The 19802-nt window shown below is 46.2% G+C and carries 19 protein-coding genes; 9 read left to right on the forward strand and 10 right to left on the reverse strand.

Translation table 11 applies throughout. From position 1 onward, the window contains the following. Nucleotides 1-31: 31 nt before the first annotated feature. The 3 genes from hisD to Q1Q15_RS06740 form a co-directional block, all read right to left on the reverse strand. Entirely contained in the window at nt 32-1327 is a 1296-nt protein-coding gene (hisD, locus tag Q1Q15_RS06730) for a histidinol dehydrogenase (RefSeq protein WP_300457880.1), read from the reverse strand. Between the two features lie 236 nt (nt 1328-1563). Next, nucleotides 1564-3291, reverse strand: a complete 1728-nt coding sequence (locus Q1Q15_RS06735; RefSeq protein ID WP_300457882.1) for an aldehyde ferredoxin oxidoreductase C-terminal domain-containing protein — start codon at nt 3289-3291, stop codon at nt 1564-1566. 521 nt (nt 3292-3812) lie between these two features. Beyond that, nucleotides 3813-4004 (reverse strand): hypothetical protein, encoded by a 192-nt coding sequence (locus tag Q1Q15_RS06740; protein ID WP_300457884.1) that lies wholly within the window; start codon nt 4002-4004, stop codon nt 3813-3815. 282 nt (nt 4005-4286) lie between these two features. On the opposite strand from Q1Q15_RS06740, the gene Q1Q15_RS06745 reads away from it, so the two are divergent. Beyond that, a complete protein-coding gene (locus Q1Q15_RS06745; protein ID WP_300457886.1) occupies nt 4287-5858 on the forward strand; it encodes a PAS domain-containing hybrid sensor histidine kinase/response regulator in 1572 nt (523 codons plus the stop codon). A gap of 31 nt (nt 5859-5889) precedes the next feature. Here Q1Q15_RS06745 and Q1Q15_RS06750 read toward each other — a convergent pair whose 3' ends face one another. The 7 genes from Q1Q15_RS06750 to Q1Q15_RS06780 form a co-directional block, all read right to left on the reverse strand. Next, nucleotides 5890-6570 (reverse strand): ABC transporter ATP-binding protein, encoded by a 681-nt coding sequence (locus tag Q1Q15_RS06750; RefSeq protein ID WP_300457888.1) that lies wholly within the window; start codon nt 6568-6570, stop codon nt 5890-5892. An 18-nt stretch (nt 6571-6588) separates the two neighbouring features. After that, nucleotides 6589-7749, reverse strand: coding sequence for an FtsX-like permease family protein (locus Q1Q15_RS06755; RefSeq protein WP_300457890.1), 1161 nt, complete (start codon nt 7747-7749; stop codon nt 6589-6591). Continuing rightward, nucleotides 7736-8176, reverse strand: a complete 441-nt coding sequence (locus tag Q1Q15_RS06760) for a hypothetical protein (RefSeq protein ID WP_300457892.1) — start codon at nt 8174-8176, stop codon at nt 7736-7738. The genes Q1Q15_RS06755 and Q1Q15_RS06760 overlap by 14 nt, the downstream gene beginning before the upstream one ends. 12 nt (nt 8177-8188) lie before the next feature. Further along, the gene (locus Q1Q15_RS06765; protein ID WP_300457893.1) at nt 8189-8656 is read right to left on the reverse strand and encodes a DUF2318 domain-containing protein; all 468 of its coding nucleotides are present in this window, start codon (nt 8654-8656) and stop codon (nt 8189-8191) included. A 17-nt stretch (nt 8657-8673) separates the two neighbouring features. Then, complete coding sequence (locus Q1Q15_RS06770) at nt 8674-9177, reverse strand: heavy-metal-associated domain-containing protein (protein WP_300457894.1); 504 nt, start codon at nt 9175-9177, stop codon at nt 8674-8676. 203 nt (nt 9178-9380) lie between these two features. Beyond that, complete coding sequence (locus Q1Q15_RS06775) at nt 9381-10721, reverse strand: sigma-54 dependent transcriptional regulator (protein WP_300457895.1); 1341 nt, start codon at nt 10719-10721, stop codon at nt 9381-9383. Beyond that, nucleotides 10714-11847: a HAMP domain-containing sensor histidine kinase gene (locus Q1Q15_RS06780; RefSeq protein ID WP_300457896.1), complete on the reverse strand. Its 1134-nt coding sequence runs from the start codon at nt 11845-11847 to the stop codon at nt 10714-10716. The genes Q1Q15_RS06775 and Q1Q15_RS06780 overlap by 8 nt, the downstream gene beginning before the upstream one ends. A 250-nt stretch (nt 11848-12097) precedes the next feature. Between Q1Q15_RS06780 and Q1Q15_RS06785 the strand changes: the two genes are divergently transcribed. The 8 genes from Q1Q15_RS06785 to prxU all read left to right on the forward strand — a co-directional run bounded on the left by Q1Q15_RS06785 (nt 12098) and on the right by prxU (nt 19749). Continuing rightward, complete coding sequence (locus tag Q1Q15_RS06785) at nt 12098-13378, forward strand: L-serine ammonia-lyase, iron-sulfur-dependent, subunit alpha (protein WP_300457898.1); 1281 nt, start codon at nt 12098-12100, stop codon at nt 13376-13378. Then, nucleotides 13375-14469, forward strand: a complete 1095-nt coding sequence (mutY, locus tag Q1Q15_RS06790) for an A/G-specific adenine glycosylase (protein WP_300457899.1) — start codon at nt 13375-13377, stop codon at nt 14467-14469. The genes Q1Q15_RS06785 and mutY overlap by 4 nt, the downstream gene beginning before the upstream one ends. Before the next feature lie 188 nt (nt 14470-14657). Further along, nucleotides 14658-15245: a sigma-70 family RNA polymerase sigma factor gene (locus tag Q1Q15_RS06795; protein ID WP_300457900.1), complete on the forward strand. Its 588-nt coding sequence runs from the start codon at nt 14658-14660 to the stop codon at nt 15243-15245. A gap of 65 nt (nt 15246-15310) precedes the next feature. Further along, on the forward strand, nt 15311-15934 hold the full coding sequence (locus tag Q1Q15_RS06800; protein WP_363320885.1) for a hypothetical protein: 624 nt from the start codon (nt 15311-15313) through the stop codon (nt 15932-15934). Nucleotides 15935-16090: 156 nt separating this feature from the next. Beyond that, complete coding sequence (locus Q1Q15_RS06805; RefSeq protein WP_300457903.1) at nt 16091-16525, forward strand: MOSC domain-containing protein; 435 nt, start codon at nt 16091-16093, stop codon at nt 16523-16525. A gap of 49 nt (nt 16526-16574) precedes the next feature. Then, complete coding sequence (locus tag Q1Q15_RS06810) at nt 16575-18305, forward strand: YcaO-like family protein (protein WP_300457905.1); 1731 nt, start codon at nt 16575-16577, stop codon at nt 18303-18305. 235 nt (nt 18306-18540) lie between these two features. Beyond that, entirely contained in the window at nt 18541-18987 is a 447-nt protein-coding gene (locus Q1Q15_RS06815; RefSeq protein ID WP_300457907.1) for a flavodoxin domain-containing protein, read from the forward strand. Between the two features lie 42 nt (nt 18988-19029). Next, on the forward strand, nt 19030-19749 hold the full coding sequence (prxU, locus tag Q1Q15_RS06820; RefSeq protein ID WP_300457909.1) for a thioredoxin-dependent peroxiredoxin: 720 nt from the start codon (nt 19030-19032) through the stop codon (nt 19747-19749). Nucleotides 19750-19802: the final 53 nt, after the last annotated feature.

Genomic DNA, 19802 nt, shown 5'->3' on the forward strand with positions numbered 1-19802 from the left:
TCAATATATAAAATAAAGTTTTACTAAAGTGTCATTTTCTGATTTTGATGGAATTGGCATGGGCTCCCAACCCTTCGGTTTCCGCCAGTCGAATGACATCATCGGCCTCTTTTTTAAAAGCGGTTTCAGAATAATGGATCAAGCTGGTTTTTTTTGTAAAATGATCAACACTTAGGGCTGAAGAAAACCGGGCTGTCCCGGCAGTGGGCAGGACATGGTTGGGACCGGCAATATAATCCCCCATGGGTTCCGGTGTATAGGCACCCAGAAACAGGGCACCGGCATTCTGTATCCGGCCGATATAATCAAAGGGATCTTTGACGATCAACTCCAGATGTTCCGGGGCCAACCGGTTGGAAAGATCAATGCCGGTGTCAATATCCGGAACCAGCATAATGGCACCGAAGTGATCAATGGATTGCCGTGCAATCTCTTTTCTGGGCAGTTGTTCTATCTGTTGTTCAAGCGCGGTGATGGTATCGTTGGCAATGCGTTGCGAATCTGTCACCAGTATGGCAGACGCCATGACATCATGTTCTGCCTGGGACAGAAGGTCCGCTGCTAAAAATTGGGGATTGGCATGTTCATCTGCAATGATCAGTATTTCACTGGGGCCTGCAATCATATCAATGCCAACGGTTCCGGCAACAATTTTTTTGGCCAGGGTCACGTAGATATTTCCGGGTCCCACAATCACATCCACCTTTGGAATGGTTTGGGTGCCATAGGCCAGGGCAGCAATGGCCCAGGCGCTTCCTGCTTTAAAGACAGAGTGAATCCCGATTTTTTGGGCGGCAGCAAGGATGTGCGGGTTGATCTCTCCGTTTTCCATGGGCGGGGTCACAAGGTTGATGGACGGGACACCCGCGACTTTTGCCGGAATGCCGCCCATGAGTACCGAAGATACCAGGGGGGTTTTCCCGCCCTTTGCTCCCGGGGCATACACACCGGCCGCTTGAACGGGCGTTACCAGTTGCCCCACCATGACCCCGGGTCTGGGGGTATCAATCCAGGCGGTTGCTTTCTGTTTGGAATGAAAATAGTCCAGTTGATGGATAGACCGGTCCAGGGTCTTTAAAAACAAGGGATCAACACTTTTCATGGCCTTGTCAAACTCTTCCGGAGTCACTTTTAATGTGTCGATGGAGACGTTTTTTGAATCAAATTTGCGGGTGTACTCCACAAGGGCCGCATCTCCCCTTATTTTGACATCTTCAAGATATGCTTCAACCGCCTCATACTCCTGTTTTGAAAATCCTAAACCACGTTCTATGGTTTCTTTCACTCTTTTTTCTGCTTTTTTTGAAGGATATTGATATATTTTCATCTTTTCATTATTCCAAACACTAGGGGTTATACCGTCACATGGTCTTAAAATGACGTTAAATTTCAGACATATATAACAGCTTCAGATCCTTTTTATAGCAAAAGAAAAAGTATAAATCCATCAAATAAATGTGAACCGTGTGATTTCCAAAAAAAGGTTCCCCCGTCAGTTGAGTCATTAAAAAAAATAAGGGCAGAAAACCTGCCCTTATTTTGTCCATGGTATGCCGTATTTACTTAAAAGGTGAGGGTTTTTGATAATTCCTCGGTGGAGAAATCCCATTGTGTGTTATGGGGGGGAAAGGTCTCTGTAAACATTCCCGGCAGCTGATCATCTATCGTTGTAAAACCGGCTTTTTTATTGAATTCCCTTTCGTTGTTCAGGATGGATTTCCCCAGTTCCAGAACATCATCCGGTGTCAGGGAAAGGCCATGTTGTGCATTGATCATTTCCACGATGGTGGGAAGCCCGTCTTCATTGTCCAGAACGGCAAAGGCGACAAAGAGGCACAGCCCGGCGGCATCAATAGCAGCGGTGGCAATCTGAAGTCCCTGGGACAGTTCGATATTGCCTTGTTTTTTTGTGGGATCAACCGTTCCGCCAACGCCCAGGATGTTGGCCGTAACACCGTATCCTGCTGTATGATCTGCGCCCATGGGGGATGTGGCAAAGGTCACGCCAACCCCTTTGCAGGATCTTGGGTCATAGGCGGGAAGGGCCTGATTTTTAACCACCGGGATCCGGTCCACACCCAGGGCATCGCCTGTGAATGCGGCGCCATTGCCGATAATTTTGCCCTCCGGTGCTGACGCACCAATTTTGGACAGCAGTTCTATGGCGGCTTTGCCGTCACCCCAGGGAATCATGCCGCCTTCCATGGCAATCCCGATGGTGACACCCATCTCAATGGTATCAAGGCCGAAATCATCACACAGCCTGTCCAGCATGGCGATATCATCCAGTTCTTTAATCGTGGTATGGGCACCAAAGGCCCAGATGGTTTCATATTCAAATCCCGAGGTGAGATACTTGCCCGCTTTATCATGGTAAACATTTGAGCATTTAATCACGCAGCCAGGATGGCAGGCCTCTGTTGTAATGCCCCCTCTTTCCTCGATATTTTCCGCCATTTTTTCACCACTGATAGCCTGGGCATGCTCAAACCGACCGGATCGAAAGTTCTTTGTGGGCAGGGTGCCGGCTTCATTGATCAGATTGACCAAAACGGCCGTACCCAGAGCGGGAAGGCCCTGGCCGGTAACCGGATGCGTTCTTAACATGTCCACCCATCGTTTATTGGCGGCTTTGAAGGCATCGGAATCTTTAATGTCAACTCTTCCTGCGCCTTTATCGTCCACAACAATGGCTTTGATTTTTTTGGCTCCCATGACGGCACCCAACCCGCCTCTGCCGTGAGCCCGTCCCGGCCTCCCATTCATGTCCGCTTGTTGGATACTGGCACCCTTCAGGCATTGTTCGCCTGCCTGACCAATGCTTAAGACCCCAACGGATTTGCCATATTTTTTCCACAGGGCTTCCATGACGGCATAATTGCCTTTGCCCGCAAGATCGCCGGCATCAAGGAGCTCCACCCCATCCTTATTGATAACAAGGACACTAAACGCCGATGTTTGAGGCTTGCCTTCCAGGACAAGGGCGGTGATCCCCAGTCGGGCCAGTTTTTGTGAAACAAGTCCGCCGGCATTGCTCTCTTTAATCCCCCCGGTGAGCGGTGATTTGGCTCCGGCGGAAAGCCGCCCCGAATCTGCTGCAGGAGATCCTGCCAGGATACCGGGTGCAAAGATCAGTTTGTTTGCTTTCCCAAGCGGATGACAGGTGGCCGGCACTTCATCCAGTATCATTTTCGATGTGAGTGCCCGTCCCCCAAGACCGGCATATGCCTGTGGCACTTCTTCAAAACCAAAAGTTTTTTCCTGGGTATTTACCCTTAACAATTTCCCCATTTTTTCCTCCTTGGCAACGGTTAATAAAAATGATTCGCCAGTATTTTTTTAGTTGTTTTCTTCTGTCCGACGACGCGATTTTTCCCTTTTAGGTGTAGGTGTTGTCACTTTATCAACATGACCCTTTTGTCGATCCATGACGGCTTAAATGAGTATTCCACCAAATCCAGTAGAAATCAATGGGTATCATTTTTTTTTGCAAGGAATAACGTCAGTCCCCTTTGTTTTGTCTGCAGGGGATATCTTTTAATGAAGAAATATTTTATGCGGCAAAAGACTGGACTGCCAATCGCGCCAGGCCAGCAGAGAGTTTAGAGATTGAACACGTGGGCATCCATAACGCCCAATAAAATTTTACCCGGCCATGGCGGTTATTGCCATGGCCGGGACTGTGGTTAAAGCAGGGTATAGCCTGCTTCTTTCCAACCCGAGATTCCTTTATCCAGAACCTGGACATTGGTGTATCCCTCTTCCGTGTATTGTACGGCAAGACCTGCCGAAGACTTATCATCGGCTCAGCCTCAGTAAAAAATAATGCCTGTGTCTTTGGCAAGATCGGGTTTTAATTTTAAAAATTCACTCATTGGAATGGCCCCTTCAAGGTGGGCCTGGGTGTTGAATTTGTCATCATCATAAATGCAAACAAGTAAGGACAGGTTGGCGGTCACTTTTTTTTTTGCATCTGCTGCTGAAATTCTGTTCAAAGTTGTCATTTTTATCATACCTCCATGGGTTGTGAGTGTTATCCATGACTGCTGAGTCCATAATATAGGCATGAATTTTGATTGGGCAAATCGGTTTTCCGGCATACCCTCCCCAAGGCGTTAAAAATAATTTTCATTTTGTTAAAAGTCAGGGTTTTCCCGGATTGTATTTTTTTTTCAGGTGATATAAACTTGATTTTATCACTAGAATAAAAGAAATTATTCATAAAGTTTGTAATAACCAGAAAGGGTTCCAACCTTACTTAAAATGGTTAGAATACACTATTACGTATGACGAAAAAAAAACGACTTCTCCTAGTGGATAAGGAAGAGGGAGTTGTCATCTTCAAGAATATATTTGATACCATGGAGGCCATTGTTTATGTCTCTGATATAGAGACCCATGACTTAATCTACGCCAATAAAAAATTTAAAAAAACATTCGGGTGTGATGATCCAGACGCCCTTAATGGACGAAAATGCTGGCAGGTTACCCAGAAAGGCCAGACCGGTCCCTGTCCTTTCTGCACGAACAAACGCTTGATCTTAACCGATGGGAAACCGGGCGAACCGTATGCGTATGAATTTTGCAATACACGCAACCAGCGTTGGTACAGTATCGTTGACAAAGCCATTGAGTGGTATGACAAGAGAATTGTCCGGCTTGAAACGGCATTTGATATCACTGATAAAAAAGAACATGAAAAATTATTTCGGGAATTCGAAAAAGCCATTGAAACATCTAAAAAACTGGAAATCATGGGCACCCTTGCCGGTGGGGTGGCCCATGATTTTAACAATACCCTGTCCGGGATATTGGGAAACATCAATCTGGCACAGCTCAGCGCCTTTGACAGCAGCTCACAACATTATCTGGAAAATGCTGAAAAAGGGGTGATGCAGGCCAAGAGCATCTCATCAAAGTTGATCGCCTTTGCCAAAGGCAACAAACCGTTAAAAACAAAAATTGAAATTGAAACATTGATTCGTCAAATTCTTGAAACCAACCTTGATCCGAAAAAAATCCACGTTTCTTTTAAACCGGATAGAATTTGTGATGCCTTTTATGCTGACGCGGATCAACTTAAGGTGGCCATTGAAAATATACTTCAAAATTCAGTGGAAGCAATGGGGGGTATGGGCAGGATCGAGGTGGCCCTGACATCCCTGGCGCCTCCCCAAGACCCCCCCCGGATTACCATTTCCATTTCAGATTCAGGTTGTGGCATCCCCCGGGAGCAGATGGATATGATTTTCAATCCATACTTCACCTCCAAGCCCCTGGACCGGCGAAAAAGCACCGGCCTTGGACTGAGTGTTGCCTGGTCAATCATCACAAGGCACGGCGGTACGATTCATGTGGAATCAATCTTAAAAAAAGGAACAACCTTTCACATCATTTTGCCGGTTTTTGATAGAGCAACGGCAGAGGGCAGGATCAAGGAAACGCTTGAACAACCGGTTGAATCGGTTTTGAATAAGATGACAGCTCGGGTTCTGGTGATGGATGATGATGAACTGATTCTGGATGTCGTCTCCCGCCTGTTGATGCGGTTGGGATACGAAACCCTTGTCGCATCCAACGGGCATCAGGCCGTAGAAATGTGCAAAACAGCCATGGCCTGTGAAAGAAAGATTGATATTGCACTGCTGGATTTTGATATCCCGAACGGAATGGGCGGATTCCCAACCATGTCGCAGCTGAAGAAAACAGATCCGGATATCCGGGGGCTTCTCATTACCGGACACGATGATGATTTGGAAGTTAAAGATTTTCAGCAGTACGGCTTTAGCAGTATCCTTCACAAACCGTTTTCCATAACATACTTGGACGATAATATCAGGCACCTTCTGGCGCAATAAACATCCAGGATTTTTTCACCGTTTTTTGTTTTTACACAAAACATTTCCCGTCCTGGACCCTGATACATCTGCTTGCATAGGCTTCCATATCTGCGTTATGGGTCACCACAACAACCGTATGCCCATCAGTATTCAAAGATTGCAGCAATATCATGATATCTTTGGCTGTCTTTGAATCCAGGTTTCCGGTGGGCTCATCCGCCAGGATAAGGGGGGGCTTGTTTACAATAGCCCGGGCAATGGCCACCCGCTCCTGTTCTCCACCTGACAGTTGATCGGGCAGGCGGAGGGCTTTGGTTCCAAGTCCGACCCGGTCAATGACGGTCATTGCCATCTGGGTTTTCACCTTTTTTTTCTGGCCTGTGACCGCCATGGGAAGCGTGACATTCTCCAGTACGGTCAGATAGGGAATGAGTTGAAAAGACTGAAAAACAAAGCCGATATACTCACTCCTGAAATCTGCCCGTTGTTCTGCGGTTAAAGCATACAGATCAAGGGAATCTATGAAAACCTTTCCCTGGTTCGGATGATTGAGCCCCCCCAGGATAGACAGCAGCGTACTCTTGCCCGATCCGGACGGTCCCATGAGGGTGATGAACTCTTCATCATCAATGAAAAAATCCATCTGTTTAATGGCCTCTACCCGGGTATCCCCATTGAGATATGCTTTGTTTAACCCATGAACTTCGATTAAATGATTCGCCTGTGTCATTTTTATGGTTTTCCTATTTTAAAGCGCTCTTAATGCTTCGCTGGGGTCCATGTTACTGGCTTTAACCGCCGGGTAAAGACTTGCCAGCAGGCTCAGGGCAACGGCCATAAACAGGGAGACGATCCCAAGGGTTGAATTGATTCCGGCAAAGACGCCGTCTTTGATCACCATTGGAATGAGACTGCAGGCCATCAGGTTCCCGGTAACAAATCCCATTATGCCCCCAATGATCCCCAGCAATAAGGCTTCCAGTAAAATAATCTGCATGACATGCCCCCTTCTGAACCCAATGGCCCTGAAAATTCCGATTTCCCTGGTCCGTTCGTTGACGGATCCCATCATGGTGACCATGACCAGTAGGGAACCAATGAGAATGACGAGAATGGAAACCCCCAGGCTGAAAGACTTAAACATCTCAATGGACTGCATTTTGGACATGACAGCTTGTTTCATGGCGGTCACCTTTGCATGGGGAAATTTTTCTGCAATCTGCAATGTCATTTCTGAAATGGGACAACCCTGGCAAAATGCGGATATCTCCACCATTGAAAGCTTGCCTTCCTTTCCCAGAACTGTCTGTCCGGCAATTAGGCTCACCATAATGGCGTCATCCTCAGAAGCCCCGGTGGGCCTTAAAATAGCGGCGATGTTAAAAGCACGGTCTGAAAGGCGGATGGTATCTCCCACCTTATACCCCAAAAGGGCAGCCGCCCGGGAGCCCAGCATGACGTCATTCTCTCGTTCGGGAAACCTGCCTGCGCTTTTATGCCACCAGGTTTTCAAAGCCAGTTCTTGTTCAAACACGACACCCATCAACAGAACGGTTTTGTTTTTTACCGTGACAGGTCCCAGGACTTTCGGGGCGATGATGGAAAGGTTTTTATGGTTTTTTATGGTTCTGATGTCTGACAGTTTTTTCTGGTCAAATTCCCGAACCTGGTAGTTGACCCCCCCCACATTGATCCCGCCGTAATGGAGTGACAGGCGATCGCTTTTCGGGACCATGACAATATTGGCCCCAAACTGGTTGAGCCGCTGTTCAATATTCCAAGTCATGCTTTCTGTGATGGAAACAAGGGTGACAACCGTTGAAATACCCATCACAAGTCCCAGGACAAGGAACAGCATTTTGCCTTTTCTGCGTTGAATGTTACCCAAAGAGATATTATGGAGTTTCAAGGTCTTTCTCCTCCTGGTTCAAGGTGTTTTGATGTTGACGATGGTTGACCTGATTGAGCAGGGTTACCGTCAGGCCCTGCCGGTCAAACACCGCTGTGATATGGGCAATTTTTATCCGGCGGCGGTCATATGTGACCACAAGGCGGGGGGGATGCCTGCCATTATCAGTACTTTTTACACCATCAAGGGTATTGATTTCTGCGATGAGGCTTGCGGGCCAGGCAGATGCCGATTCCAGCTTGAAAATCGCATCCTCCAGATGACGTGTGGTCATATAGGACACAGCCTGGGGAACCGTGGCAATACTCAGTCCCATGAGGATGACCAACGATACGACCATGGCAATGGTGCCGAATCCCAAGCCTCTTTTTTTTATTCCCAGGACTTTTTCTCTTTTTCCGCGATATTTTTCCGGATCATATGCCATGGAAACTTCCTTTTATTTGAATTTGCAATACCAGGCATTGGTATTGATGTCCTGCATGGAAATGACCAGCATCTTCCCTGCTATTGTTCGTGCCAGCGGTGCCGGATTACATCCGCCTTTGACCACATTGATCCGTTCCGTGCCAAACCGCCTGTTGCAATTGGTGCAAATCATGACATTGCCGTCCTGAACATATCCTTTGCCGGATCGGTAACAGACATCACAGGAATCAATGGCGGCCCGGATCACCCCATCTTCACTTTGAACCAGAAAAAAATCTACCCGGGTTCCATCATCGGCGTTTACCTGAAAATAATGGGCTTTCCCATCATTAAGCGTTTTGATGGGAATCAACAAATTCCCTTCTGAAGGGGTTAACAGTTTAAATTTATTTCTAAAAAATGCAGATGCCGTGGTTCCCGCCAACAATAGTACGAGCAGGAGGGTGATGGGGAGGATTGTTTTATGAAATATGGTCATTGGGATTTCCTTATCGATTAAAGGGTTGATGGCGAAATACCCGGCAGGGTGCAGCAGGTATCCTCCGGTGGTGTGACCCGGTGGGATGAACCTCGATTTTCACCGCTGTTCCCGGGCGGACCTTCCCTGCTGCAGCAACGGCCGCCATTGGATGCAAAACCGGTTCTTCTGGAGTCAAGATGAGCAAAGGATTCTTTTTGAGAAATAATACCAATGGTTTCCAGCTTTCCCGGATACCCGATTTCAGAAAGTTTCCGGGATATTTTTTCATCCGTTAACGGGGCCGTGAAATCAATGGCAATTAATTTTCTGAACAGATTGGCCCCAAATCCTGAATACCCTTCCAACGATGCAAGGCGGTCAGCAATAATGGAAAAGCAGCTTCCACAGGACAGGTTGTCTATCTTTATAATTGCTCGATTTATCGGTTTGATCTGGGGAGGGGCAGCCCATGCCCACCCTGCCGGTAACACCATGCCCAATACAACAGATCCCCAAATGATATACAATGATTTCTTCACAGAACCCTCCTTTTTTGAATCTCTTTTTATGGCAACACACTCCCATAATTCAAAAGTTGTGCCAACAGGTCCTGTTTGATGAAATTGGATTCTAATGTACTGAAAAGCGCAGAAACGCGTTAAAAGGTGCACCCGGCAAAAGCCAGCGAAAAGAAAGGCAGTTGAAGACTATTCCCCAGGCAGGTGTGGAATAGTCTACAGGGTTAAAGGCCATACTTTTCCAGCCGGTATAAAAGAACGTGTCGGGGTATTTTTAACAACCTGGCTGCCTGGGAACGATTTTGATCCGCTTTTTCAAGGGCTTTTATAATATAAGTTTTTTCAATATCCTCTAAAGCAATGCCGTCATCGGGTATTACCGGTGAAAGGATATCTGCCAAGGGCTTGTTGACAATGAATTGAAGGTCTTCAGGTCCAATCACACGATGCTTTCTTAAAATAATACATCGTTCAACAACATTCTGCATTTCCCGGATATTCCCTGGCCATTGATAGGCTTCCAGTATCGCCAGGGCCTGGGGGGAGAAGAGAACATCCCGGGGGGCATCAAATTTTTTTAAAAAATGGTTTACCAGGGCAGGGATATCTTCGGTGCGTTCCCTCAATGGGGGGATAAAAAGGGGGATGACACTCAGCCGGTAATATAAATCTTCCCGGAAGGTTCCTTCTGTAATTTCTTTTTGAAGATCAAGATTGGTGGCCGCAATAATTCGGATATCAACACGCCTCACCCTTTCCGATCCCACCGGCTGGACTTCTTTCTCCTGGATGGCCCGTAACAGCTTTACCTGGATATCCGTCGTCAGTTCACCGATTTCATCCAGGAACAATGTCCCGCCGGAAGCGGTTTGGAAATGCCCTTTTCTGTCCTTTATGGCGCCGGTAAAAGATCCTTTCACATGGCCGAACAGCTCGCTCTCTATGAGTCCGGCAGGAATGGCCGCACAATTAATGGCCACCATTGGCCCCTGGCTTTTCGGGCTGTTCTGGTGTATCAGCCTTGCCAGCACTTCTTTGCCTGTGCCTGATTCACCGGAGATTAACACCGTTGCTGAACTGTTGGCTGCCCTGGATGCCGTGTTCAACAATTCTTTCATGACGGAACTGGCAGACACGATCCCCTGGGTACCGGTCAGGCGGTTAATTTCATTGGTCTGCAGTTTGGTTTTAAACCGTAATCCCCTCAGTTCCAATGCCTTTTTACAGGATAGAATCAGGGTATCCCGGTCAAAGGGTTTGGTGATAAAATTGAACGCCCCCTTGTTCATGGCCTGAACGGCCATTTCAATGGACCCGAAAGCCGTCATGATAATCACTGGGATATCCGGGGCCTCTTTTTTTATGTGTGTGAGAATTTCAAGCCCGTTCATATCCCCCAATTTAACATCTGTCACCACAAGGTCCGGAGAAAGGGTTTCGAAATATGCCAGGCCGTCTTTTCCCGACGCTGCTGTAACGACATTAAAGCCTTTTGCGGCCAAATTGTATTCTGTTAACCGTCTAAGACTTTGGTCGTCATCAATCAATAAGATTACATCAGACATGTTGGATACTTTCATTGTTTGAAAAAGGGGTTTCAGGTAAAAATATTGAAAAGCGGGCACCGCCCAGGGTAGCTCGGTCAATGGTTATGGTTCCCCCTAAGCGTTCAACCACCCGTTTTGAAATGGAAAGTCCAAGGCCGGTCCCGTTTTCCTTGAACGTGACAAAGGACTGGAACACCTCCTGGACAAGGTTTTCGTCTATACCGGGGCCGTCATCTGAAATTTGAATAAGGCCGCCGTTTTCGTGTTGACAAAAATCAATGATGATGCGGCCGTTTTTTTCCACCGCATCAATCGCATTGATAATGATATTCATCAACACTTGAATCATGGCGGCCTCATCTGTCAAAAACCGGTTTCCGCTGGTTGCCGGGTTGACGGAAACCTGGATGGCTTTTTCCTTAATCCTGGCATCAAGCAAAGAGACCACCCGGCGGATAATCGTCCCAACGGATTCCTGCCGGCCGCTGTCATTGTGATGGTGACCCCGGCAATATTCCAGGACATCGTTCACTGAATGATTCAGCCGTGAAATTTCAGAGCGCATGATGTTAATAAATTCATGTTTTGGATGGTCTTCGGATACTTCATCCGCCAGGATTTCAGCAGCCCCTTTTATGGAAGCCAGCGGATTTTTTATTTCATGGGCCAGGGAAGCGGACACATGGCCCAGCATGGAAAGCATCTGGCTTTGCCCCAGTTGTTTTTCCGCTTCTAACAGCTGGGAGGCCTGTTCGTGAAGGCGTTGATATGATCCGGTCAATTTTTCCGAAAGGGTTTTATATTTTTCCCTTAATTTGGTTTCCCTGCTGGAAATAAGGCCGATCACAATGCCTGCTGCCAGGTAAAAGACAATTTCCGACAATTCACTGAAATAGGCTTGCGGCCCTGCTGCCCAGAACATATAAAGATGCGGAACAAATGCCAGGCAGGACAGAACCGCAAGACAAATCCCTCCCCGCAACCCGTACAGGATGGCACCGATGGCAATGGGAAAATAGCTTAATCGACGGTAGGTGTCATGGTAAAAAATCATGTACCCCGGGGTAAGGGCGTGAAGGACACCAATCCCGGCAACAACGGCCAGGAGCAGGTAAAATAAAATACATTTCATATTGAGTTTCATGGCCAATCCTGGGAAGACAACACTATCCAGTTTTTAAACTCAATAGATCGTCGGGTCTGAATTTTGTGAGCGGTTTCCATGATATTCAAAGTATCTTAAGAAAACAGTGAATTTACAAGGGTTAATTCATCTTTTTCACAAATGGCTGACGCTGTTGCGAGAGAAAAAGGGGCCATGCTAACGGTCTGTTCTTGTTATTTATTATTAAACGGGTTAAAATTTTAAAATTAAACCTTGCAAAGGAATATATATGGACAACACGGATAACCGGTATAGAGACTATCTTGACATATTGCATGAAGAGCTTGTGCCGGCCATGGGCTGCACAGAACCTATTGCTGTCGCGTATGCTGCAGCCCGGGCCAGGGCGGTCTTGGGTATCCAGCCGGACCGGGTCGTGATTGAAGCCAGTGATAATATAATTAAAAACGTCAAAAGTGTGGTCGTTCCCAATACGGGCAGCCTAAGGGGTATTGAAGCTGCAGCGGTTGCAGGGATTGTGGCGGGTGATGAAGACAAGGTGCTTGAGGTTATCTCCTCTGTGGATGATGAAGGGCGGAAGAAAATTAAACATTTTCTTGAGAGCAGGGACGTAACAGTTTGTAAATCAACAAGCCCTTTGACATTTGATTTGCGTGTTACCGTTTTTAAAGGAGAGTCAAAAGCATGTGTGAAGATTTCCCACTTTCATACCAACATCGTCTTGATAACAAAAGATGATGAAATCATTTTCCAGAATCAGGACTGTGATGAGATCAATACTGCCGGCCTGACCGATCGTTCCATGATGAATGTGAAAGATATTCTTGACTTTTCCGAATCCGTAGACATATCTGAAGTCGAGGATCTGCTGCAACGCCAGATTGAATACAATACCCGTATTGCAGCGGAAGGTCTTAAGGGGGATTGGGGGGCCAATATTGGCTCCGTCCTGCTTGAAATCTGGGGGGATGACATAAAGACACGGGCGAAAGCAATGGCGGCTGCAGGATCTGATGCCAGAATGAGCGGATGTGGACTGCCGGTTGTGATCGTATCAGGGAGTGGGAATCAGGGAATCACCGCTTCAGTTCCTGTGATTGAATATGCCAAAGAACTGGGTGTTAAAAAAGAGGCTTTGTATAGAGCCTTGGTCGTGTCCAATCTGGTTACCATTCATCAGAAAACCGGCATTGGACGGTTGTCAGCCTATTGCGGGGCCGTCAGTGCCGGTGTGGGTGCCGGTGCTGGAATCACCTGGCTTCATGGCGGCCGATTTGTGGAAGTCGCCCACACAATTGTCAATGCCCTTGCAACGGTATCCGGGATCATCTGTGATGGTGCCAAACCGTCATGTGCTGCTAAAATTGCTGCTGCCATTGACGCGGGGATTTTAGGATTCCATATGTATCAAAAAGGGCAACAGTTTTATGGCGGGGACGGGATCGTCAAAAAAGGGGTTGAAAACACAATCGCCAGCATCGGCCGGCTTGGCCGTGATGGCATGCGTGAAACCGATAAAGAGATCATCCGCATCATGTTAGGAGAATGATTATCCCAGATTTAGACATCTGCCGGTTTCAAGAGAAACTGGTGACATGGTATCAGGCCCATCATCGACAGCTGCCCTGGCGGGAAAGCAATGATCCGTACCGTATCTGGATATCCGAGGTCATGCTTCAACAGACCCAGGTCAAAACGGTTATTTCGTATTTTTATAAGTTTATTCATCACTTTCCCACCCTTGACGAGCTGGCACAGGCGGACCTTGAAAGGGTCCTGAAAATGTGGGAAGGGCTTGGATATTATGCCAGGGCCAGAAATTTTCATAAAGCCGCCAAGCGCATATCAAAGGACTTGAACGGGATCATACCGGATGATTTTTCCCAATTTAAAACCTTACCCGGTGTAGGCGATTATATTGGTGCCGCCGTCCAGAGCATTGCCTTTGGCCATCCGTTTGCGGTTGTGGACGGCAATGTCAAACGGGTTCTGGCAAGGCTGTATTGCCTCAGGCATCCGGTGAACAAATCGTCTTCCCATCAATATTTTAAAGGTCATGCCGACCTTTTGCTGGAGAAAAAAGATCCAGGGACATTTAACCAGGCCATGATGGAACTGGGGGCATTGATCTGCACCCCAAGAAATCCGCAATGCACGGTTTGCCCTGTGTCCCAGTTCTGCAAAGCTTTTTTATCCGATAGAATGGACGAATACCCCCGGCGGGTTAAGGCTAAAAAGGTTCCCACTTACCATATTGCCGCAGGAATTGTCCGAAAAAAAGGTCAGATGCTGATCACCCGGCGGAAACTGGATGGTCTGTTGGGTGGATTATGGGAATTTCCAGGGGGAAAGCTTAAAACAGGAGAAGATGCTGCCTCGGCCTGTATTCGGGAGATACAAGAAGAAACCGGTATTTGTGTGCAAACAGACGCTCACCTGACAACCGTTCATCATGCCTATACCCATTTTAAAATTCAAATGGACATTTACTATTGTACCTATGTCTCCGGCAGCGTTCATTTAAACGGACCCATTGATTTTAGATGGATCAGGCTCAAAGAGCTTGACACGTTTGCCTTTCCAAAAGCCAACTTAAAGTTTATTCCCATGATCGAAGAAAACTTAAGCCATTCTGTTTGACGTTTGCTTTCAATTATCTGTACCGTTGTTTTTACCTGGAGCCGAAAGGAATCCATCTGATTTGGAATAAAAAAAAACATTTTCCCATCATAAATTCAAATATGTTTTGTCCTTAAATTAAATGCAAACAATTGAATTGATCCATAACCTGATTAGTATATGTAAAGGCAACATCAGGAAAGGATCATATGATATTTAAAAAAACCATATCCAGAAAAGAATTTAAAACGCTTACATATCCGCACATGAAGCTGTTATACAATGTAGCGCTTAGATACTGCGGGAATGTGTTTGATGCAGAGGATATTGTCCAGGAAACTTACTTGATGGCCTTTAATAAATTTCATCAACTAAGGGAAAAATCAAAATGTAAGTCCTGGATGTTAACCATATTGAGAAACAATTTTTTAAAAAATTATCAAAAACAGAAAAGTAGGCAAAAGCTGTCAGAGATCGATTACATAAATTTTTTAAAAACCAGTCTGTCTGTGGATACGGCAGAAAAAATGCTTGAAAAAGCAATGAATCAGCAACTGGTTCAAGAGGCAATAAATCAATTGCCGATAAAATATAAAGAGGTGTTGCTTTTGTATTACATGGATGAAATGTTGTATAAAGAGATTGCAGATGCCCTGGAAATTCCCATTGGTACAGTCATGTCCAGACTGACACGGGCAAGGGAAAGCGTAAAGATTATTTTATTGAAACAGATGACGTCATTGAATAATATAGTAAATGTTAATTTTAAGACAACCGGTACCCTTAAAAGAAAATGAAGTGTAACGATTTTCAACATTGGCTCTTAACCCGAGATATTTTTACGGATGAGGAAAACCCTGATGTGCTGGATCATCTGAAAGGGTGTGCCAGCTGTAGAAACCTTTATACCATTGATTCAAAACTTGAAGAGACTATCATACGGGCTTTTCACCAGCAGGAAGTCCCCAAGGGCCTGCCGGAACAGATTGAATTGAGCCTTGACCATGTGAAAAATCCCACTAGACTGACGCCGCATAAAATAGTCGGTTTTGCTGCTGGTATTGCCCTGGTGGTAATAATATCCATGGTGATGTTTAACAAGCCGTCTCATTATCAAACGCTTCAGCAATTGAGTGAAAAAGCCATTGTTAGGCATCTCAAAGGAGATATGACCCTGTCATTTGGTGCGGATGAAATTGAACAGGCCGTGGCCATGCTGAGCCAGGAACTCAAGTTTAAAGTTATTCTTCCTGATTTAAAGGCTCAGGGATATGTCCTGCTGGGGGGAAGGTGCTGTGTTCTCGGCAAATGCAAAACAGCATATCTTTTTTATAAGAAAAACGATAAAATTTGTTCCCTGTTTATTCTGGACTATGGGCACCTTGATTTTCAGATGGCTGAAGGCAGCCGGTTCAGCAACGATACAAAAGGCTGTCATACCGATATCTGGAAAGAAAAGGGACAGGTCTATGCAATGGTTTACTGATCCGAAGTAACACATTGCAGGTCTTGCCACATTGTGGTATTGTTTTGGGATATGGACAGTGGTTTACAAAAGGACACACGGGTGAAAGGGGGGATTGACAAATGCCTTTCTTCACAAAGGATAAGCAGACATCACGCTCTAGAACAAGGGGGTAAAATGAAAATTGTTTCCATTGCTGTCAGCAGGAAAAAAGGGACAACCAAAAAATGTATCCAACAGGCGGAACTCATAGAAAATCACGGGATCAAAGATGATGCCCATGCGGGTGACTGGCACAGGCAATTAAGTTTTCTGGCGTCGGAAAGTATTGAAAATGCCAGCAGCGAGGCGTTTAAACTGAGCTTTGGGGATTTTGCTGAAAATATCGCAACCACCGGGATTGATTGGAAAACACAACCCATTGGCCAACAGTTTAACCTGGGGGAAGATGCGATTGTGGAAATTACCCAGATTGGAAAAGAGTGTCATCAAAAATGTGCTATTTTTTATCGGACCGGGGATTGCATTATGCCCAAAGAAGGTGTATTTGCTAAGGTTCTCAACGGTGGCATCATTAAGGTTGGAGATAAGATAGAACGGGTTGTCAAATAAGATGGACAACCGGATGGATAAAAGATAAGGAATTTGTTAAGGACACTGCATGAGTTATAAGATCGAGTTAACCGATGCCTTTAAAGGCTATACCTATGATCAGGACAAAATCATGTCTCCGGAAGAGACGGTGGCAAGGTTTAAACAGAAAACAGGCCGCCTGAATCTTGATATTTTAAGCCGAACCCAGAGGATTGATAACGGACGGCTGGGCATACCGGTTTTTTTCAGTGAATGCGGCACCGATGCCATGCAGGTGATTGGAACTAAAAAGCAGATGGGCAAAGGCGGGACCCCTGACCAATCCGAAGCCAGTGCCGTGATGGAGCTTGCAGAACGATTTAGTTTTTTTTCGTTTATGAAACAAGAAGATCACTTTTTTTATTCAACCCCGAAACAAGTGGGAGAAAAAGCCCTTGCCTATGAACAGATCATAAAATCCGTTCATGATAACACCGAAGATGCCATGCGGGTAAAATCGATTTTTGATGACCTGCCGTTAAAATGGACCAACGGATATAACCTGACAAAAAAACAAGCCGTTCTGATTCCCTTTAACTGGTTCTACATGATTAATGAATTCAATGGTCCCAGTGCAGGGAATTGCACGGAAGAAGCCTTAAGTCAGGGGATTTGCGAACTGGTCGAGCGGCATACCTCTTCCATTATCAGCCATGGAAATTTGAAAGTTCCCCAAATTAATCTTGCCTCGTTCACAGACCCGCTGGTCATTGAGATGCTGGACAATTTTAAAAAAGAAGGGATAAAGGTCTATGCATCAGATTTTTCTCTGGACACGGGTATCTCCACCATTGGTGTCCTTGCCTGGGACCCTGCCACCTTTCCGGATTTAAGTGAGATTGTCTGGACGGCGGGAACATCACCGGACCCCCAGAAAGCCATGAGCCGTGCCCTTACGGAAACAGCCCAGCTTGCCGGAGATTTTAACACCGGTTCCAATTATGTGGCCAGCGGCCTGCCGAAATTTACCAATATTGAAGCGGCCCGGTTTATTACCCATCCTGGAAAAACAATCAACATGGATGCCTTGCCCGATCTTTCCAGTAACAACATTAAAACCGAGGTGGAAAACCTGATCCATGCCCTGGATAAACGGGGATATCAGGTGCTTGCCATCAGCACCCTGCATGATGACCTCAAGGTGCCGGCCTTTTATACGATTATTCCCGGCGCACATTTCCGGGAGAGAGCTGCTGCTGCCAGTGTGGGCATGTTTTCTGCCCGACTCATCACGGAAAGTTTTGATCCTGTCCAGGCCCTGTGCCGTCTGGACGACCTGGAAACGGCCTTGCCCGGCAAATACTATACCAGTTTTTACAAGGGCCTGATGCACAGCGCGATGGATGACCCCAAAACCGCGTTAACGGAATTTGAGGCGGCATTGAACCGGGATCCGGCACGGCTGAACATGCCCGATATCTGCTCCCATATGGGGGCCTGCCTAAAAGATCTTGAACACTATGAACGGGCCATCAAGGTCTGCCAACAGGGACTTGAAATTGATGCCCAGCGCCCGGATATGTTAAATACCCAGGGGGTCTGCTATTTTATGCTGAAACAGCATAACACCGCCATCACCTGTTTTGAAACAGCCCTGGAGGTAGACCCTTCCCTTGCCATCAACTATGCGAATATCGGTTCAAATTACAGGGAACTGGGCGAAAATCAGCTGGCCGTCAAATACTATGAAATGGCCCTGAAAATTGACCCATCCATAACCTTTGCCCGGGAGAATATTGAAAAACTGACCCCCTTCTAAGAGAAGAACTCAACGCTTCTTGATGTATCAAACACTTGTGCGCCGCTGAGACACAACCTGCAATACAAATTTGTATCAAAATGATATTTGGAACGATTAACATCAGAAATTCTCATCAAAATTCTGATGTTTTTCTTGTGGCACAAAACTTGTAGTGATATCCTCTGAAAATCAATTGTGTTTTAAGGTCCGTTGTGCATGGCGTTTAATCACTTAATGATAAGGAGAAAAAAGCATGAAGAAAGTATTGATAGCATATACCAGCAGAGCCGGTACCACTGAAAAAATGGCCAACTATTTGGCAGAAGGTATTCGAATGTCTGGAAATGAAACAAAAGTTGCAAAAATTTCATCGTTAAAAAATGAGAAGGACTTGTCCGGATTTGACGGATATCTTTTCGGATGCCCAACCTATCATAAAGATATGACCAGTGGAATGAAGCAATTTCTTTTTTTAGCTGAAAAAGCCAATTTAATCGGAAAGATGGGAGGCGCTTTTGGGTCTCATACCCATAGTGGAGAATCCGCCCCCATGATTTTTGACACCATGCAGCACGTCTTTAAAATGGATGTGCTGGACCTGGGGCCTTTAAATCTAACCGAAGCGATCATGGAAACGGATGAAGGCCTGAAAGCCTGTCAGCAATATGGGAAGGCATTGGGTCAGAAATTCGACGGGTAACCATTTCATCAACGGCTAATCATCAACTATAGGAGAGGGACGATGGCAGAAAAACTAAAGGCGGGATGTGCACGTCCGTCAGGTGGACCAGTGGAAGACCCATCCCCTGAGGAATCAACTGAAAATCAAACCCAGAAAAAGGAGACCAGGCCAATGATGCAAGTTGGAAAAAAAGCACCGGATTTTACGGCTCCCGGTTATCAGAACGGAACGTTTAATACGATAAAATTATCAGATTACCTGGGTAAATGGGTCCTTCTTTGTTTTTATCCTGGGGATTTTACTTTTGTCTGAGCAACTGAGATTTCAGCAGTTGCTGAAAAATACGCCGAATATCAGACATTGGGAGTGGAAGTATTGTCCATGAGTGTTGATAGTATGTTTGTACACAAAATGTGGGATGATCGAGAACTTTCCAAAATGGTAGAGGGGGGCGTGCCATTTCCCATGTTGTCTGATGCCGGCGGGAGAGTCGGTAAGGTGTATGGTGTTTATGATCAAGACGCCGGCGTGGAAATGAGGGGACGATTTATCATCGATCCGGATGGTATTGTTCAAGGGTATGAGGTCTTAACCCCGCCCGTGGGACGAAATATAAATGAAACATTGCGGCAGGTTCAAGCCTTTCAGCTGGTAAGGGCGACCAAAGGCGCAGAAGCAACCCCTTCCGGCTGGAAACCGGGCAAGATGACCCTCAAGCCCGGACCTGAACTGGTCGGGAATGTGTGGAAGGAATGGAAAACATCCATGGCCTTTGATTAACTCAACTTTCCGGGTTGGCCATGCTTGGGGTCAGGCTTTCCTTTAAAGCGGAA

The sequence above is a fragment of the Desulfobacula sp. genome, assembly GCF_030145145.1.
Classification (GTDB): Bacteria; Desulfobacterota; Desulfobacteria; order Desulfobacterales; family Desulfobacteraceae; genus Desulfobacula.